The 16,698-nt window shown below is 48.3% G+C and carries 10 protein-coding genes, 1 pseudogene and 1 CRISPR repeat array; of the genes and pseudogenes, 5 read left to right on the forward strand and 6 right to left on the reverse strand.

The features are described 5' to 3' along the window. The first annotated feature begins 309 nt into the window (after positions 1–309). Positions 310–1,482, forward strand: a complete 1,173-nt coding sequence (locus NLZ44_RS01445) for an amino acid ABC transporter permease (protein WP_493751653.1) — start codon at positions 310–312, stop codon at positions 1,480–1,482. Positions 1,483–1,575: 93 nt separating this feature from the next. After that, positions 1,576–2,793 carry an amino acid ABC transporter permease gene (locus tag NLZ44_RS01450; protein ID WP_493751654.1) on the forward strand — a complete coding sequence of 406 codons (1,218 nt, stop codon included), beginning with the start codon at positions 1,576–1,578 and terminating at the stop codon, positions 2,791–2,793. An 80-nt stretch (positions 2,794–2,873) separates the two neighbouring features. Here NLZ44_RS01450 and petL read toward each other — a convergent pair whose 3' ends face one another. After that, positions 2,874–3,008: a cytochrome b6-f complex subunit PetL gene (petL, locus tag NLZ44_RS01455; RefSeq protein ID WP_315641842.1), complete on the reverse strand. Its 135-nt coding sequence runs from the start codon at positions 3,006–3,008 to the stop codon at positions 2,874–2,876. A gap of 74 nt (positions 3,009–3,082) precedes the next feature. On the opposite strand from petL, the gene aroB reads away from it, so the two are divergent. Next, positions 3,083–4,180: a 3-dehydroquinate synthase gene (gene aroB, locus NLZ44_RS01460; RefSeq protein ID WP_008050342.1), complete on the forward strand. Its 1,098-nt coding sequence runs from the start codon at positions 3,083–3,085 to the stop codon at positions 4,178–4,180. Between the two features lie 218 nt (positions 4,181–4,398). On the opposite strand, the gene NLZ44_RS01465 is transcribed toward aroB, so the two are convergent. The 3 genes from NLZ44_RS01465 to NLZ44_RS01475 form a co-directional block, all read right to left on the reverse strand. After that, positions 4,399–4,674 (reverse strand): BrnA antitoxin family protein, encoded by a 276-nt coding sequence (locus NLZ44_RS01465; RefSeq protein ID WP_006670774.1) that lies wholly within the window; start codon positions 4,672–4,674, stop codon positions 4,399–4,401. Beyond that, on the reverse strand, positions 4,637–5,032 hold the full coding sequence (locus NLZ44_RS01470; protein ID WP_006624650.1) for a BrnT family toxin: 396 nt from the start codon (positions 5,030–5,032) through the stop codon (positions 4,637–4,639). Before NLZ44_RS01470 ends, NLZ44_RS01465 begins: the two co-directional genes overlap by 38 nt. Positions 5,033–6,945: 1,913 nt before the next feature. Further along, positions 6,946–8,112 (reverse strand): quinone-dependent dihydroorotate dehydrogenase, encoded by a 1,167-nt coding sequence (locus NLZ44_RS01475; RefSeq protein WP_493751655.1) that lies wholly within the window; start codon positions 8,110–8,112, stop codon positions 6,946–6,948. Between the two features lie 172 nt (positions 8,113–8,284). Between NLZ44_RS01475 and recN the strand changes: the two are divergent. Together recN and NLZ44_RS01485 are read left to right on the forward strand one after the other, a co-directional pair. After that, positions 8,285–10,047: pseudogene (gene recN, locus NLZ44_RS01480) on the forward strand (DNA repair protein RecN). A gap of 46 nt (positions 10,048–10,093) precedes the next feature. Then, positions 10,094–10,990: a hypothetical protein gene (locus tag NLZ44_RS01485; RefSeq protein ID WP_006670771.1), complete on the forward strand. Its 897-nt coding sequence runs from the start codon at positions 10,094–10,096 to the stop codon at positions 10,988–10,990. Positions 10,991–11,095: 105 nt separating this feature from the next. Continuing rightward, positions 11,096–14,950: a CRISPR direct-repeat array (repeat unit 37 nt; unit sequence GTTTCCGTCCCCTGACGGGGAATTGGTAGGGTTGGAC). Between the two features lie 331 nt (positions 14,951–15,281). Here NLZ44_RS01485 and cas2 read toward each other — a convergent pair. Both cas2 and cas1 read right to left on the reverse strand, forming a co-directional pair. Beyond that, positions 15,282–15,566 (reverse strand): CRISPR-associated endonuclease Cas2, encoded by a 285-nt coding sequence (gene cas2 / locus NLZ44_RS01490; RefSeq protein ID WP_006624641.1) that lies wholly within the window; start codon positions 15,564–15,566, stop codon positions 15,282–15,284. A 50-nt stretch (positions 15,567–15,616) separates the two neighbouring features. Further along, positions 15,617–16,591, reverse strand: coding sequence for a CRISPR-associated endonuclease Cas1 (gene cas1, locus NLZ44_RS01495; RefSeq protein ID WP_493751656.1), 975 nt, complete (start codon positions 16,589–16,591; stop codon positions 15,617–15,619). Positions 16,592–16,698 lie beyond the last annotated feature (107 nt).

A 16,698-nucleotide genomic window follows, 5' to 3' on the forward strand; every position in this document is an offset into this window, starting at 1 on the left:
ATGAGACAAGATCAGCCCGCTTCCCACTCCTGGTTAGGCGCGGTTGCGGGTATATATGGGACTTTCAACCCCTCTGGCGGTGGTGGCGTGGCTATTTATCGGGTTTTCCTGGTTGATTGCCAGTTGACTACATGGGCTAATTTTGTACTATGATCATCCCAGTTATTGTGGGCAAGAATATTAACTAATGATAAAAACTCTCAATAAATGTCTAAAAATCAGTAGTTAATTAGTAGCAATTTGTACGGCTATTTTAGCAATAGTTAATTATGCTGAAAATACCGCACCCAAAATCACAAATCAGGGAAAATGACAACGAATCCAAATCAACCGAAAATCCCCCTTTGGCGAGACGATCGCTTCTGGAAAATCGCCTTCCAGGTAATCATCCTAGTAATTGTGATCGCGATTATTAGCATATTTACCATTAACCTGAATCAGAACCTACAAAGAAGCGGAATTAGGTTCGGGTTCGGATTTTTAAATAGTACCGCCGGATTTGCGATCGGTGAAAGTATCATCCCCTACCAACCGACAGATCCCTATAGACAGGTTCTCCTAGCGGGTTTAGTGAACACGCTGCGAGTGATGTTTTTTGGGATTATCCTGACGACCATTGTAGGAATTATTGCGGGAATTTCCTATTTTTCCAGTAACTGGCTACTGCGTCAAATTGGGTTAGTATATGTAGAAATAGTCAGAAATACACCCCTACTGCTACAACTACTATTCTGGTATGGAATATTTCTACAACTCCCCCCAGTTAGCGATCGCCTGGGGGTTTTTAATGCCATTTTCCTAACTCAGCGGGGACTGTTTATTCCTTGGCCATCTAGTTCTCTAATTTGGGTGTGGTTAGGGTTTTTGGTAATAGCAGCGATCGCCTCTTTTGTAATTTGGAAACAACGCACTAAAATTATGGTAGAAAAGGGGGTTTCTGGTCAACCCCAATTAATCGCCCTAGGTATCATCGCCCTAGTGTCGTTGTTAATCATCCTGTTTGGCTTTGGTTGGGAAGTTCCCGCCATTACCGGAAGCGAAAACAATCCCATTTTACGAGGTGGTCTCAGGCTAACTATTGAATTTAGTGCTTTGTTAGTGGGGTTAGTATTTTATACTGCTGCTTATATTGCCGAAATTGTCCGCGCCGGGATTCAATCTGTAGCCAAAGGACAATGGGAAGCCGCCAGATCCCTAGGGTTAAAATCAGGTTTAGTCATGCGTCTGGTCGTGTTTCCCCAGGCTTTGCGGGTGATTATTCCTCCTCTCAATAGTCAATATTTGAACTTGGCGAAAAATTCCAGTTTAGCGATCGCTGTAGCTTATGCTGACCTTTATAATGTAGCTAACACCACCTTTAACCAGAGTGGGAGGGCGGTAGAGGTCATGCTAATTATTATGGCAACCTATCTAACCATCAACCTGATTATTTCCCTATTTATGAACTTCCTTAATCGCCGGGTTAAACTTCAGGAAAGATAACTAGAGTTAACCATGACTATCAGGGCGGTTTTAGCAAATCTCAAAATCCCCAACCTTCCCCACCATCACAGTTAAGAATTACCTATTCTAAAAATGACAGCAAATCCTGAACCTACCTTAACCCGTCAAGCCCCTTCCCAGTCAACAGACTTTCCCCAATGGCTGCGTGATAACCTGTTTAATACCTGGTACAATGGGTTAGTTACCATAGCGATCGCCAGTTTCCTACTATGGATGTTAGTAGGGTTTGTATCCTGGGCGAGATTAGTCGCCCAATGGGAAGTAATCCCCGCCAATTTGCACCTATTTATGGTCGGTCGGTTTCCCAGTGATCAATATTGGCGCTTGTGGTTATTGTTGGGAATAGTTAGCATTTTATCAGGTCTGACCTGGGGATTTTTAGCCCGCCGCCAAACCATCCTCTTCAGCCAAAATATTGTCATTTTCCTGAGTGTCGTCGCCATGTTAATGGCTTTATTACCAACTGCCATATCTTATCGTATCATAGCGATCGCCCTATTATGTGTCCTAGTATTTAGCAGTTGGGGAGGGCGAAAAATTGGCAGCCGGAAACCTCTACTGGGAAAATGGCTGCCTTTTTCTTGGTTTGTGCTATTAATTATCAGCCTGTGGTTAATAGGTGGCGGCTTAGGATTAAGGGGAGTTTCCACCGACCTATGGGGAGGATTAATGCTAACCTTGCTGATGTCAGTAATTAGCATTTTACTATGTTTTCCCATCGGCGTTTTATTAGCTTTAGGTAGACAAAGCGATTTACCAGTAATTAGAGGATTATCCATCGCCTATATTGAAATTATCAGAGGCTTACCCCTAATTACCATTCTGTTTATGGGTCAAATTCTTCTCCCCCTATTTTTACCAGAAGGAATGCGACCCGATCGCATTTTGAGGGCGATCGTAGGTTTAACCATGTTTAGTTCAGCCTACCTAGCAGAAAACGTCCGAGGCGGACTACAAGCTATCCCCAGGGGTCAATATGAAGCCGCCAAAGCCCTAGGTATGAATGCACCCTTAACTATGGTTTTAATTATCTTACCGCAAGCCCTAAAAATCTCCATCCCCTCCATTGTCGGTCAGTTTATTAGCCTGTTTCAAGACACCACCCTATTAGCCATAGTCGGACTGGTAGAATTGCTAGGGATAAGCCGTTCAATTTTAGCTAACCCTCAATTTTTGGGACGCTATGCGGAGGTTTATCTATTCGTGGGTATTATCTACTGGCTATTCTGCTATTTAATGTCTTTAGCCAGTCGGAAATTGGAGAAACAACTCAATACCGAAAATCGCTAATTTCCCCAATTATAGATTAATGCTGCATCGGCGAATCAGATTAAGTTCGCAGATACAGCATAATTAGCCTATGAGACTATTTAGATCAGTTTTACCAGTCGCAGGGTGAACATAATGCCAGCCGCAGCGCCGATAGCTACTACATAGAGTAAAGCATAAGCGATCGCACCATCAATGGTCATCGTCAATATCTCCCGATAAGTTAACTTTTTCATTTTCCATTGAAACACGACCTGCGCTAGAATATAGCCTTCTATGGGAAATTAGCGGAATTTGCGAGGAAGCCATCATGTCGTCTGTCATTCGGGTGAATTTGGGGCCAATGTCCTATGATATTTCTGTGGCGGCGGGGAATTTAGACCGCTTGGGGTCTTTGGTGTCTTCCCTGAAGTTAGGAAAAAAAGCCCTATTGGTATCTAACCCGGAAATTTTTGCACACTACGGACAAAGGGCGATCGCCTCAATGGAGAATGCTGGCTTTCAGGTTTCCTCAGTAGTCCTTCCCGCTGGAGAACAGTATAAAACACTCTCCACCGTCCAATCTATCTATAATAGCGCCCTAGAACACCGCCTAGAACGTAGTTCCACTATGATCGCTTTAGGGGGGGGAGTAATTGGAGATATGACCGGGTTTGCTGCTGCTACCTGGCTGCGGGGAATTAATGTTGTACAGGTTCCCACCTCTCTACTGGCTATGGTGGATGCTTCTATTGGTGGGAAAACAGGGGTAAATCATCCCCAGGGTAAAAACTTGATTGGCGCTTTTCATCAACCCCGTTTAGTGGTGATAGATCCGCAGGTTTTGACGACTCTACCAGCACGAGAATTTCGGGCGGGAATGGCGGAGGTGATTAAATATGGGGTGATTTGGGATAAACAGTTATTTGAACGCCTAGAAGAGGCAGATAACCTCCATAGCATTGATGATTTGACGGGGGAACTACTCACCGAAATTATAGTTCGTTCCTGTCAAAGTAAGGCTGATGTGGTTAGCAAGGATGAAAAGGAATCGGGACTGAGGGCGATTTTGAATTATGGTCATACTATCGGTCATGCGGTGGAGAGTCTGACGGGATACTTGGAATTGGTACACGGGGAAGCGGTGGCTATTGGGATGGTTGCTGCTAGTCAAATTGCGGTGAAGATGCAATTATGGGGAAATGATGGCGATCGCCGCCAGGAATTACTGATTAAAAAGGCAGGTTTACCTATTCATCTTCCCCAAGGATTAAAGATTGATGAAATCATCGATATCCTACAAACTGATAAAAAGGTGAAAGATGGTCAAGTCCGCTTTATTCTCCCCAGGGAAATTGGCACAGTAACTATTAGCGATCGAGTCCCTTCCCAGACTATTGCTGATGTATTAGCGACAATTAACAATTAATAATTTTAGTAGGTTGGGTGAAACCCAACATGATGGAGAGATGGTGGCGTTGGGTTGACTGTGGAGGGGGGCGGGTTTATTAATCTTACTGCTGGGAAATGTGGTTGACTACTTGCCAAAACCCCAGCCATGTAGGTTGGGTGAAACCCAACATGATGGAGAGACGGTGGCGTTGGGTTTCGTACCTCCACCCAACCTACTCAAATTGGGAAAAAAGGCTATTGCTGGGCTTCCATATGCGATCGCAGTAAACGATTAATCTCAGTCTGATAACTCTGACCTTGCGATTTAAACCAGTCTAAAACATCACTATCAATACTTAAAGTCACTTGTGTTTTGGTCTGATAATTAGGTGAACCTCGCCTAACTACTGCTTTAGTAACCATTTCTGGCGTAATTTCAGGACAATCAGAAAAATCAATTTCTTCATCAGTCATCCGGTCTAGGCGGTTCCAGTCAGTTTGAGAGTTGCTCGAAGTAAATTTGTTGTTCATATTTAGTAGCTTTTCTCGCAGAAATAATCCGAATACATTTTTCTTGTTCTGTATGGACAATAGCGACCACTCGCCCTTGCAACAAACCCAAAGTCACAAACCTCTGCTCTCCATAATTGAATCGGTCATCTTCAAAGGTTACGATATCTCCATCAAAAACAAGGGGAACATCAATAAAATTAATGCCATGTTTGCGGAGGTTCGTCAGACGTTTAGTTTCATCCCATTCAAATTCCATGCCTTGACTGTTACTACATATTGTAACTAAATTTTCCCAAAAAATTAATATTAACAGAATCAACGGTGGTAATTTTCTCTTACTTCCCAAAACCCATGTAGGTTGGGTGAAACCCAACATGATGGAGAGATGGTGGCGTTGGGTTGACCGTGGAGGGGGGCGGGTTTATTAATCTTACTGCTGGGAAATGTGGTTGACTGCGGAACCCGCCCCTACAGAATATCGGAAATGTGGTTGACCGTGGAGGGGGGCGGGTTTATTAATCTTACTGCTGGGAAATGTGGTTGACTGTGGAACCCGCCCCTACGGAATATCGGAAATGTGGTTGACTCTGGAGGGGGGCGGGTTTATTAATCTTACTGCTGGGAAATGTGGTTGACTGTGGAACCCGCCCCTACGGAATATCGGAAATGTGGTTGACCGTGGAGGGGGGCGGGTTTATTAATCTTACTGCTGGGAAATGTGGTTGACTGTGGAACCCGCCCCTACAGAATATCGGAAATGTGGTTGACTGCGGAGGGGGGCGGGTTTATTAATCTTACTGCTGGGAAATGTGGTTGACTGTGGAACCCGCCCCTACAGAATATCGGAAATGTGGTTGACTGCGGAGGGGGGCGGGTTTATTAATCTTACTGCTGGGAAATGTGGTTGACTGCGGAACCCGCCCCTACGGAATATCGGAAATGTGGTTGACCGTGGAGGGGGGCGGGTTTATTAATCTTACTGCTGGGAAATGTGGTTGACTGTGGAACCCGCCCCTACAGAATATCGGAAATGTGGTTGACTGCGGAGGGGGGCGGGTTTATTAATCTTACTGCTGGGAAATGTGGTTGACTGTGGAACCCGCCCCTACGGAATATCGGAAATGTGGTTGACCGTGGAGGGGGGCGGGTTTATTAATCTTACTGCTGGGAAATGTGGTTGACTGTGGAACCCGCCCCTACGGAATATCGGAAATGTGGTTGACCGTGGAGGGGGGCGGGTTTATTAATCTTACTGCTGGGAAATGTGGTTGACTGCGGAACCCGCCCCTACGGAATATCGGAAATGTGGTTGACCGTGGAGGGGGGCGGGTTTATTAATCTTACTGCTGGGAAATGTGGTTGACTGTGGAACCCGCCCCTACAGAATATCGGAAATGTGGTTGACTGTGGAGGGGGGCGGGTTTATTAATCTTACTGCTGGGAAATGTGGTTGACTGCGGAACCCGCCCCTACGGAATATCGGAAATGTGGTTGACTGTGGAGGGGGGCGGGTTTATTAATCTTACTGCTGGGAAATGTGGTTGACTGCGGAACCCGCCCCTACGGAATATCGGAAATGTGGTTGACCGTGGAGGGGGGCGGGTTTATTAATCTTACTGCTGGGAAATGTGGTTGACTGCGGAACCCGCCCCTACAGAATATCGGAAATGTGGTTGACCGTGGAGGGGGGCGGGTTTATTAATCTTACTGCTGGGAAATGTGGTTGACTGCGGAACCCGCCCCTACGGAATATCGGAAATGTGGTTGACCGTGGAGGGGGGCGGGTTTATTAATCTTACTGCTGGGAAATGTGGTTGACTGTGGAACCCGCCCCTACAGAATATCGGAAATGTGGTTGACCGTGGAGGGGGGCGGGTTTATTAATCTTACTGCTGGGAAATGTGGTTGACTGTGGAACCCGCCCCTACGGAATATCGGAAATGTGGTTGACTCTGGAGGGGGGCGGGTTTATTAATCTTACTGCTGGGAAATGTGGTTGACTGTGGAACCCGCCCCTACGGAATATCGGAAATGTGGTTGACTCTGGAGGGGGGCGGGTTTATTAATCTTACTGCTGGGAAATGTGGTTGACTGCGGAACCCGCCCCTACGGAATATCGGAAATGTGGTTGACTCTGGAGGGGGGCGGGTTTATTAATCTTACTGCTGGGAAATGTGGTTGACTGTGGAACCCGCCCCTACGGAATATCGGAAATGTGGTTGACCGTGGAGGGGGGCGGGTTTATTAATCTTACTGCTGGGAAATGTGGTTGACTGCGGAGGCGCGCCCCTACGGAATATCGGAAATGTGGTTGACTGCGGAACCCGCCACGCCTATGGCTTGGGAAATGTGGTTGAGTCCGTGGTGTTCTAGTTTTTGTAGGAGTCCCGTTAGAAGACGATGTACCATTAGAGGACCTTCGTAAACCCATCCGGTGTATACTTGGAGGAGACAAGCCCCAGCCGTGATTTTTTCCCAAGCGTCCTCGGCGGTGAAAATGCCACCAACGCCAATGATGGGAATTTCACCGTTGGTTTGTTCCCATATATGGCGAATGACGGCGGTAGACCTTTCCCTTAGGGGTGCGCCACTAATTCCTCCGGCTTCGGAAGTTATCGGGTTTCCGGTTTGGGGTAACCATTGGGTTTTTAGGTTGTCCCGACTAATGGTGGTGTTGGTGGCAATTATACCCGCTAGGTTATGGGTTCGGGCTAGTTCTATTATATCATCGATCGCTTTCCATTCTAGGTCGGGGGCGATTTTTATGAATAGGGGCTTCGATGCTGCTATGTTTTCCTGTTGTAAAACTGTTAGGATTTCATTGAGTTCTGTGCTTCCTTGTAGCGATCGCAAACCTGGTGTATTCGGTGACGACACATTCACTACAAAGTAATCACCTAGGTCTCGCAATAGCTGAAAACTCCCAAGATAGTCGCTGGCTGCTTCCTGTAGGGGGGTGATTTTCGATTTTCCTAGGTTGATGCCTAGGGGTATTGTCGGACCGAGGCTAGAAGGAGTATAATTCTGTAAACGGTGGGCTAGGGTGGCAGCGCCTTGGTTATTAAACCCCATACGATTTAAAACTGCTTCATCTTCTAGTAGCCGAAACAAACGCGGGCGCGGGTTTCCGGGTTGCGGGTGTAAGGTCACTGTGCCTAATTCGGTGAACCCAAAGCCAAAACTTCCCCATAACCCCGCCGCCACGCCGTCTTTATCAAAACCAGCGGCTAACCCCACGGGATTGATGAAATTTAGCCCCCACATGGTTTGCTGGAGTCGGGGGTCAACTAGGCTGAATCGGGGCTGTAGTTGCGATTCTAGCCAGGATAGGGGGAGATTTGATTTGTGGGTGTCTATCCAATGGAGAAGTTCCAAGGTTTGATGATGCGCCCACTCTGGATCGACTTTCAGGCCTTTAAATAAAATCGGTTTCAGCAGAGATTGATACAGATCCAAGCTACTACTACCCCCCCCTCATTGACGACAATCACCCACATGGCTAAAATTTAGTGCATCGGCGACAGAAATTCAACCTCTGTTGGTATATGATTTTAAACGGAGTCGGGAACCAATCGGGTTGAGGGAACTGGTACGGGTTGATTATGCACAATTTGCTACTATCGACTATATGTTGATATCACTGCGGATCGAAAATTTTGCCTTAATTGACCACCTGGACCTGGAATTCGGACCGGGGTTGAATGTGTTTACCGGGGAAACTGGGGCGGGTAAGTCGATTATTTTGGATGCAGTTGATGCCGTCTTGGGGGGAAAGGTCGATCGCCGTAGTATTCGTACAGGTTGCGATCGCTCTATTTTGGAGGCTTGCTTTGAGGTAGACCCTGGTTTGATTGACTGGTTTCGACAACAGGAAATTGACCTGGTAGATGGTTCCCTGGTAGTCTGTTGTCGGGAATTGGTGGTAAATCAGGATAAGTTTCGCAGTAGATCCCGATTAAATGGCATTCTGGTCGGTCGTGGAATTATAGACCGTCTGCGCGATCGCTTTGTGGAAATTACCGCCCAAGGTCAGACGGTACAGTTGGGGAAACCGGCGCTACAACGGGAATGGTTAGACTTGTATGGGGGAAGTAATACTCTCCGGTTGCGCGAAAGGGTTGGGGAGGCTTATATGCGCGCTAGGGAGGTGCAAAACGCCCTACAAAAACGCCGCCAAGACTCCCAGCAACGGCTACAGCGTATAGATTTATTGCAATATCAAATTAGGGAACTGCAAAATGCTAATCTGACGGATGCGGGGGAGTTGGAGGCTCTACAACAGGAACAACAGCGCCTCAGTCATGTGGTGGAGTTGCAGCACCAAAGTTATGGCATTTGTCAAGCCCTCTATCAGAATGATAAGGGAGAATTGGCCGCGGCGGATCTGTTGAGTCAGGCGGAAATGGTTTTGCGGGACTTGGTGGAATATGACTCCCAACTGCAACCTATTTTGGCTATGGTGGAAGATGCTTTAGCACAAGTGACGGAAGCGGGACAGCAAATAGGGCGCTATGGTGAACAGTTGGAGTCGGACCCGGAAAGACTCCAGGAGGTGGAAGACCGCATTGCTGACCTCAAACAGATTTGTCGGAAATATGGTCAGACTCTCCGTGAGGTGATGGATTATTATAATGCCATTGAGCAGGAGTTGGCGCAACTGGAGGATGGGGAAAATTCCCTGGAAACTCTGGAGAAGGCTTATTTTGAGGCGCAGGGGAAACTTAAACAAGTCTGCGACCTTCTCAGGGGGAACGTGAAAAAATCGCCCGTGGTCTGGAAACTCATCTGATCGCCGAGTTGCAGCCTTTGGCTATGGATAGTGTCCGGTTTCAGGTGCAAATTACCCCCACTTCCCCGTCACCAATGGGCGCTGACCAGATACAATTCTGTTTGAGTCCTAATCCGGGTGAACCGATTAAACCTTTGAGTGAGACGGCTTCTGGGGGGGAAATGAGTCGGTTTCTGTTAGCCCTGAAAGCCTGCTTTTCCCAAATTGAGGGGTCGGGAACTTTGGTTTTTGATGAAATTGATGTGGGGGTGTCGGGACGGGTGGCTACGGCGATCGCTCAAAAATTATACCAGCTTAGTCATTGTCATCAGGTTCTGTGTGTGACTCATCAACCTCTGGTGGCGGCTATGGCGGATCATCATTTTCGGGTGGCGAAGGTGGTTATTGGTAACTCTCCCCAGGATACGGAGGAGGCGGTTAAACAGCGGACGGTGGTGCGGGTAACGGTCCTGGATACTCCCGGGCGGCGGGAAGAATTGGCTCAGTTGGCTAGTGGGCGATCGGTTCAAGAGGCGATCGCCTTTGCGGAGTCATTACTAACCCAAGCGGCTACCCTCCGTCAAGCCAGGACACCGCCTTTGACACAGACTCAAGCCGTTTGAGAGACTCCCTAGATTCTAGCAGTTTAACTTATTGTCAACCCGCGCCATGCGAATTTTAGTTACTATTCCCCACTTTTTTAACTCCCAGGGAGACGCTACCCACGGGTCTCTGAGTAAGGATCCGCGACCAAGGTTAATTGGACTAACCATGAGTTTAACCGCATTGCGCGCCCTCTATGACCAACGCCAATGTATTATTGATATTGGGAAATGTGAGGCTTTTGGGGTTAATAACGCCCAGGATAATATACTTGATATTCTCCTTTGTACGACCCAGGACTGTCACCTGCTTAATCAACTGCAACTTCCCCCTCGGTTTTACCGCCATTGTCCCACGGAAGCGGAACCGATGAAATTGGGGTTTGAGTGTCAAGCCTTGCTGCGAGATGCTCTGGGAAAGTATGATTATTATTGTTATATGGAGGATGATTTAATTCTCCATGACCCCTGGTTTTTTGTCAAGTTGGCTTGGTTTAATGCTTATGGGGGGGATGATTGCCTTTTGCAACCTAATCGTTATGAGGTATCCCCCTACGGACCGATTAATAAAGCCTATGTGGATGGGGATTTATTACCCCATGTAACCGCGAAGTTTCAAAATATACGCGATCGCCCCCAATTGGTGGGTAAAGTGATGGAACAACCCATTCAATTTAATCGCAGCTTAAACCCCCACGCTGGCTGTTATTTCCTGAATAATAACCAGATGGAACATTGGGTAAAACAGCCTTATTTTTTAGACCGCGATAGTAGTTTTGTGGGTCCCCTGGAAAGCGCGGCGACGCTGGGAATTATGAAGAGTTTTAGGATTTATAAACCCGCGCCTGCTTATGCTAACTTTCTGGAAATTCAGCATTTTGGTTCGACTTTTTTAAGTCTCATTGGTAAGCAGGTGAGGTTAGGAAATTCCCCCCAACCAACTAATCAGGAAGTGGAAGGTTAATTGATGGGAAATATCTTCTCCTCACACGGTTTCCCAACCCCCCCCACACTTTGATTAACAAGACTTCACCATTGGCGCTTTTTTGACCACTCGGTTTTATCGCCGGTTTCCGTCCCCTGGTGGGGAATTGGTCGGGTTGGACACTGACGCCTAAATGGAGGGCGATCGCGCCGTTTCCGTCCCCTGGTGGGGAATTGGTCGGGTTGGACACTGACGCCTAAATGGAGGGCGATCGCGCCGTTTCCGTCCCCTGACGGGGAATTGGTAGGGTTGGACGGGCAACCGGTGATCAGCATGGCCTACCCGAAGGCCGACGGTAAGTTTCCGTCCCCTGACGGGGAATTGGTAGGGTTGGACCTTAGACCCAACCTATAGATTGTTCAATAAACATTTAGAGGTAGTGTTTCCGTCCCCTGACGGGGAATTGGTAGGGTTGGACAAACGTCGACATCTTGCTCGATGAGAAGTACGGATCTTGGGAGATTAGTTTCCGTCCCCTGACGGGGAATTGGTAGGGTTGGACTCGGACAAGGTCCCAAAATACACGTTTCTGGGAAGGTCTGTACGTTTCCGTCCCCTGACGGGGAATTGGTAGGGTTGGACATTCTCTGCTCCACGCACGATTAGTCTCTCTGCCTCCTTAGGGTTTCCGTCCCCTGACGGGGAATTGGTAGGGTTGGACCATCCTTAATACCAATTGACCCCGCTAGTAAGCAAGTTTCCGTCCCCTGACGGGGAATTGGTAGGGTTGGACAGGGTCGTCCTTCGTAGCCTCCGACTACGAAATAAAAGGGCGAGGGTTTCCGTCCCCTGACGGGGAATTGGTAGGGTTGGACTTTGGAGGTCGTACCACAGTCGGTTGCTGACCCCCGGGTGTTTCCGTCCCCTGACGGGGAATTGGTAGGGTTGGACGACAAGATTGGGAAAATCCCAGTGCGTCCCTGGCAGGCGGTGTTTCCGTCCCCTGACGGGGAATTGGTAGGGTTGGACCCTTTTCCAGGAACACGGGATTAAGGCGTCCAGCTAGTGAAGCGTTTCCGTCCCCTGACGGGGAATTGGTAGGGTTGGACTATTGTTTATGGCGATGTGGCATACATCCCCAGTAAGACTCCTCAGAGTTTCCGTCCCCTGACGGGGAATTGGTAGGGTTGGACTATTAGGTATTACTGAAGACCAATTTAATATATCTTTCACTCAATGTTTCCGTCCCCTGACGGGGAATTGGTAGGGTTGGACAGGATGGCAAATTGATGATTTTATGCAGGAGGCTGCAATCGGTTTCCGTCCCCTGACGGGGAATTGGTAGGGTTGGACTTGATAGATGACTTCCATAATTTTCCTTTTATGCTTTGGTGGTTTCCGTCCCCTGACGGGGAATTGGTAGGGTTGGACCCCGTCAGAGTACGTTCAGTGCGTTGTATGTGCGGGGGAAATTCCCGTTTCCGTCCCCTGACGGGGAATTGGTAGGGTTGGACAAAAATTATGAGGACACACGATATATGTTCCGAGCCAAAGTTTCCGTCCCCTGACGGGGAATTGGTAGGGTTGGACTCAAGAATTTGAGGATATCTTAGGACCTCCGGTTATAGACTTCGTTTCCGTCCCCTGACGGGGAATTGGTAGGGTTGGACCTGGGGTCATTGATGACCCTTGGGATACTGATGTTTAAGTTTCCGTCCCCTGACGGGGAATTGGTAGGGTTGGACTAGTCCTACCGCAAAACAGTTGAATATTTTTAAAAAATATCCTCTGTTTCCGTCCCCTGACGGGGAATTGGTAGGGTTGGACTGGAGAAGTTCTGATGTCAATTTAGAAACAACTGATTTTCTGTTTCCGTCCCCTGACGGGGAATTGGTAGGGTTGGACCCGAAGAAGAGAAGAATGAGTACATCCTGTTTGAAAAAAAACATGGTTTCCGTCCCCTGACGGGGAATTGGTAGGGTTGGACTTGAAGTATTCCACAGTACTGGAGTGATCCATAATGATCTCCATGTTTCCGTCCCCTGACGGGGAATTGGTAGGGTTGGACCCCTGGAAGGGATTCCAGGTATGAAAGGATATCGCAAGTACTCGTTTCCGTCCCCTGACGGGGAATTGGTAGGGTTGGACTAATAGCGAGCCCTTACCTTTGCTGTTAATCTTCGCTCATAGTGGTTTCCGTCCCCTGACGGGGAATTGGTAGGGTTGGACTTAGTCTATTTGTTTTACACCATGAGTATTGCTGGGGGGTGTTTCCGTCCCCTGACGGGGAATTGGTAGGGTTGGACGGATGACAAACAAACATTGTTGATATTATTAGATAAGGTAAAAGTTTCCGTCCCCTGACGGGGAATTGGTAGGGTTGGACGGTTGGACCTTTTACAATTAGTGTTGCAATAGAAGCATATTTAAAAGGGTTTCCGTCCCCTGACGGGGAATTGGTAGGGTTGGACTCTTTCAGTGCACCAGGTGCCTGAATGCCTGCACAAAGAGTTTCCGTCCCCTGACGGGGAATTGGTAGGGTTGGACAGTCGTCTGCAAAAACGCAGGTGGCTCCCTCAGCCCCCTCAGTTTCCGTCCCCTGACGGGGAATTGGTAGGGTTGGACTTTGAAAGATTAGTGATAGTAGCTGATGAGGCAGACAGATTTAGTTTGTTTCCGTCCCCTGACGGGGAATTGGTAGGGTTGGACAGGATAAAAAAAATAAAAAACCCGTAACAGATCCAGAAAAAGTTTCCGTCCCCTGACGGGGAATTGGTAGGGTTGGACCTGGACTGATGAAAGGTTTTGTCACGTGACAAAACTTCACGTGTTTCCGTCCCCTGACGGGGAATTGGTAGGGTTGGACTAGTCAACAATCGCGGTAACCTTGAATCTGTCATTTGTTGAACTTGGTTTCCGTCCCCTGACGGGGAATTGGTAGGGTTGGACATTGCATTTGCGTTGTTTCTGCGGAGACTTCATCAATAACCAATGTTTCCGTCCCCTGACGGGGAATTGGTAGGGTTGGACGGTTCGACGGGAGGGGCTCCATTCAGAAGCAAAGGTTTCCGTCCCCTGACGGGGAATTGGTAGGGTTGGACGCTTGGCGATGGCGAAATGGAACACTCAACAGTCGTCTGCAAAAGTTTCCGTCCCCTGACGGGGAATTGGTAGGGTTGGACGCTATCCCTCGGAAAGAAATGCGGGAGATTTTAGCAAATGTCGTGGTTTCCGTCCCCTGACGGGGAATTGGTAGGGTTGGACGCTACTCGAAGAAAATTTTCCCGATGAGTACAGCGTGCACAGTTTCCGTCCCCTGACGGGGAATTGGTAGGGTTGGACACCATGAATTCCCGCCAACCAAGATAAGGGCTAAAAACATTCGTTGTTTCCGTCCCCTGACGGGGAATTGGTAGGGTTGGACGTGATCGCTGCCGTGATCGGCGCGGCGATCGTAACAGCGATGTTTCCGTCCCCTGACGGGGAATTGGTAGGGTTGGACACAGAGTAAAGTAAAAAATGAATTGAAATTATCCCGACACCTATTGCGTTTCCGTCCCCTGACGGGGAATTGGTAGGGTTGGACAGTATTTTATGATTAATTTCAACTGTAGTCCAGTTGGAAGAGTCGTTTCCGTCCCCTGACGGGGAATTGGTAGGGTTGGACCAGTCGTCACTTCTACGTGACGACTGTTCCCATTCCCAACCCTGAAGTTTCCGTCCCCTGACGGGGAATTGGTAGGGTTGGACCATAGTCATATCGGACCACATTGTCATCATACGAGGACATGTGTTTCCGTCCCCTGACGGGGAATTGGTAGGGTTGGACATGGACGAATACGAAGACTCACGCTCGGACTACGAGTTCCTCCGGTGGTTTCCGTCCCCTGACGGGGAATTGGTAGGGTTGGACCGGACCGCGGATGGCTGGAAAGGTGGATCGCAGGTGAATATTCATACGAGTTTCCGTCCCCTGACGGGGAATTGGTAGGGTTGGACCCTATACCTTTGGAAACCTTACAGTATGCGGTTTTCAAGGTGCGTTTGCGCGAGAGCACGTAGAAGGTGCTTAACAAAACTTTACAGGCCTGTTTGGCGCGAGTAAATTCGTTTGTTTTGCGATGTTTTTATATTATCAGGAGTTGTGCGAGACTGTCAACCCCCCAAAAAACAAATTTCTCTTTTTTTAGCTCAAGTTTATATCAGGTTTCTGTTGTATCCTCGTCGCGCCATATTATTAAAAAATGCAATATAACTTTACATTGCTGAAAATCATTGGCTCAAAGGCATTTCAGCCCCAAAGTGATGAAAAATGAGACGATCGCAACCCTTACAAAATGAGAAAGTCTGGTGGTTCGTAGGGAAGCGGTCCCCCGTAGACCTTAACCTGAGCTTTGGTGGAGGGATTGAGGGGATAAGCCCGCAGACTATCCTTTTCTAAATTCAAAACCTTTAGCCACCGCTTATTCAATAAGTCCTCCAGAATTTTTTCCTCCAGGGGACACTCAAACACCGAATACTGAACCCGCTGACACCGCTGTTCCAACAACTTCGCCAAAAGTTGGCGACGCTTGTCGTCCCTCACGTCGTAGCAAACCAACCAAAAATTCGCCATAATGATATCCTTCTAAAGACTTGAGAGTAGGATCTGATGCACCGATTAGTTCACCGAAAAATAAAAGCCTCATAGTCCAGGCGAGTTTCTACCAGACAACGACCCAGCGATCGCGCCTGCTCCAAAAGGATCTGACTTAGTTTCAGCTTCCGATGTTGGGGGGGATATAAAATAGAATCCTGGAGTTGGCGTTCCAAGTGTCCCAAGTACAGCTTTTTCGCCGTTTGTCCCAACCAGATCCCCTCCTCCTCCCCCGGTGCGGGTTCAAAATCGTTAGGATCAATCAACCGACTGTTAACTATAGCGATCGCCACCCGATCAACCACCACCGGGCGAAACTCCTCCATCAAATCTAGTACCAAATTGGGCCGAAATGGGGCGATGGCATGAAAAAACCCCAAATAAGGGTCGAACCCCGCCTGAACAGTCGCCGCAAATACCCGCGCCAACAAAACCCCGTAACCCCAACTCAATAGGGCATTAACGGGATCTTTAGGTGGGCGGCGGTTGCGTCCGGTGAACTTCCATTGAGACGGGAACCAGTGGGTCAGGGCTTGAAAATAAATGCGGGCACAGATCCCCTCAACTCCCATTAATTCATTGCGATCGAGGGGAGTTTCTGTCTGTTTGAGGCGAGGAAGGTAGGAGGCGATCGTGTCGATCGCTTCAGTTAATTGGGTGATTTTACCGTGAGTTTCTCGGTTGCGTCGCTGGAGAAGGTATCGCTGGTTACGGACTTTCCCCAAAATTAGCTTTTGGGCCAGAGCCATGCCGAAGGTGGTGTCCAGGGCGCGATATTGGGCGAGTCTTACCGTCGGGTTGGTGTGAAAGTGTCCCTGGAGACGGCCGCGAAACCGTCCGTCTTGGCGTAGGAAAATGGTTTCGATGCCACGATCAAGAAGTTGGGCGATCGCCCTATCGGTTAACTGAACGCCGGGAAGTATCACCACTAAATCAATTTCCGCTAGGCGGCAAGTTGTGGAACCTTTGGATTGCTCAATTATGACAGTTCTTTTGGTAATCATGCAATATGGTTTCCCAGTCCCCCTCCCCCCTGGGATTCCGATTTAGGGTGAGGGTAATCTTTCCGGCTATTTCCCTGCTGTAATTATCGCACCTTTGGGATGATTTA

The sequence above is a fragment of the Arthrospira sp. PCC 9901 genome, assembly GCF_059013425.1.

Coding starts and splice junctions, on each gene's coding strand:
- NLZ44_RS01445 (WP_493751653.1), top strand. CDS start 310: ATGACAACGAATCCAAATCAACCGAAAATCCCCCTTTGGCGAGACGAT.
- NLZ44_RS01450 (WP_493751654.1), top strand. CDS start 1,576: ATGACAGCAAATCCTGAACCTACCTTAACCCGTCAAGCCCCTTCCCAG.
- petL (WP_315641842.1), bottom strand. CDS start 3,008: ATGAAAAAGTTAACTTATCGGGAGATATTGACGATGACCATTGATGGT.
- aroB (WP_008050342.1), top strand. CDS start 3,083: ATGTCGTCTGTCATTCGGGTGAATTTGGGGCCAATGTCCTATGATATT.
- NLZ44_RS01465 (WP_006670774.1), bottom strand. CDS start 4,674: ATGAACAACAAATTTACTTCGAGCAACTCTCAAACTGACTGGAACCGC.
- NLZ44_RS01470 (WP_006624650.1), bottom strand. CDS start 5,032: ATGTTGGGTTTCACCCAACCTACATGGGTTTTGGGAAGTAAGAGAAAA.
- NLZ44_RS01485 (WP_006670771.1), top strand. CDS start 10,094: ATGCGAATTTTAGTTACTATTCCCCACTTTTTTAACTCCCAGGGAGAC.
- cas2 (WP_006624641.1), bottom strand. CDS start 15,566: ATGGCGAATTTTTGGTTGGTTTGCTACGACGTGAGGGACGACAAGCGT.
- cas1 (WP_493751656.1), bottom strand. CDS start 16,591: ATGATTACCAAAAGAACTGTCATAATTGAGCAATCCAAAGGTTCCACA.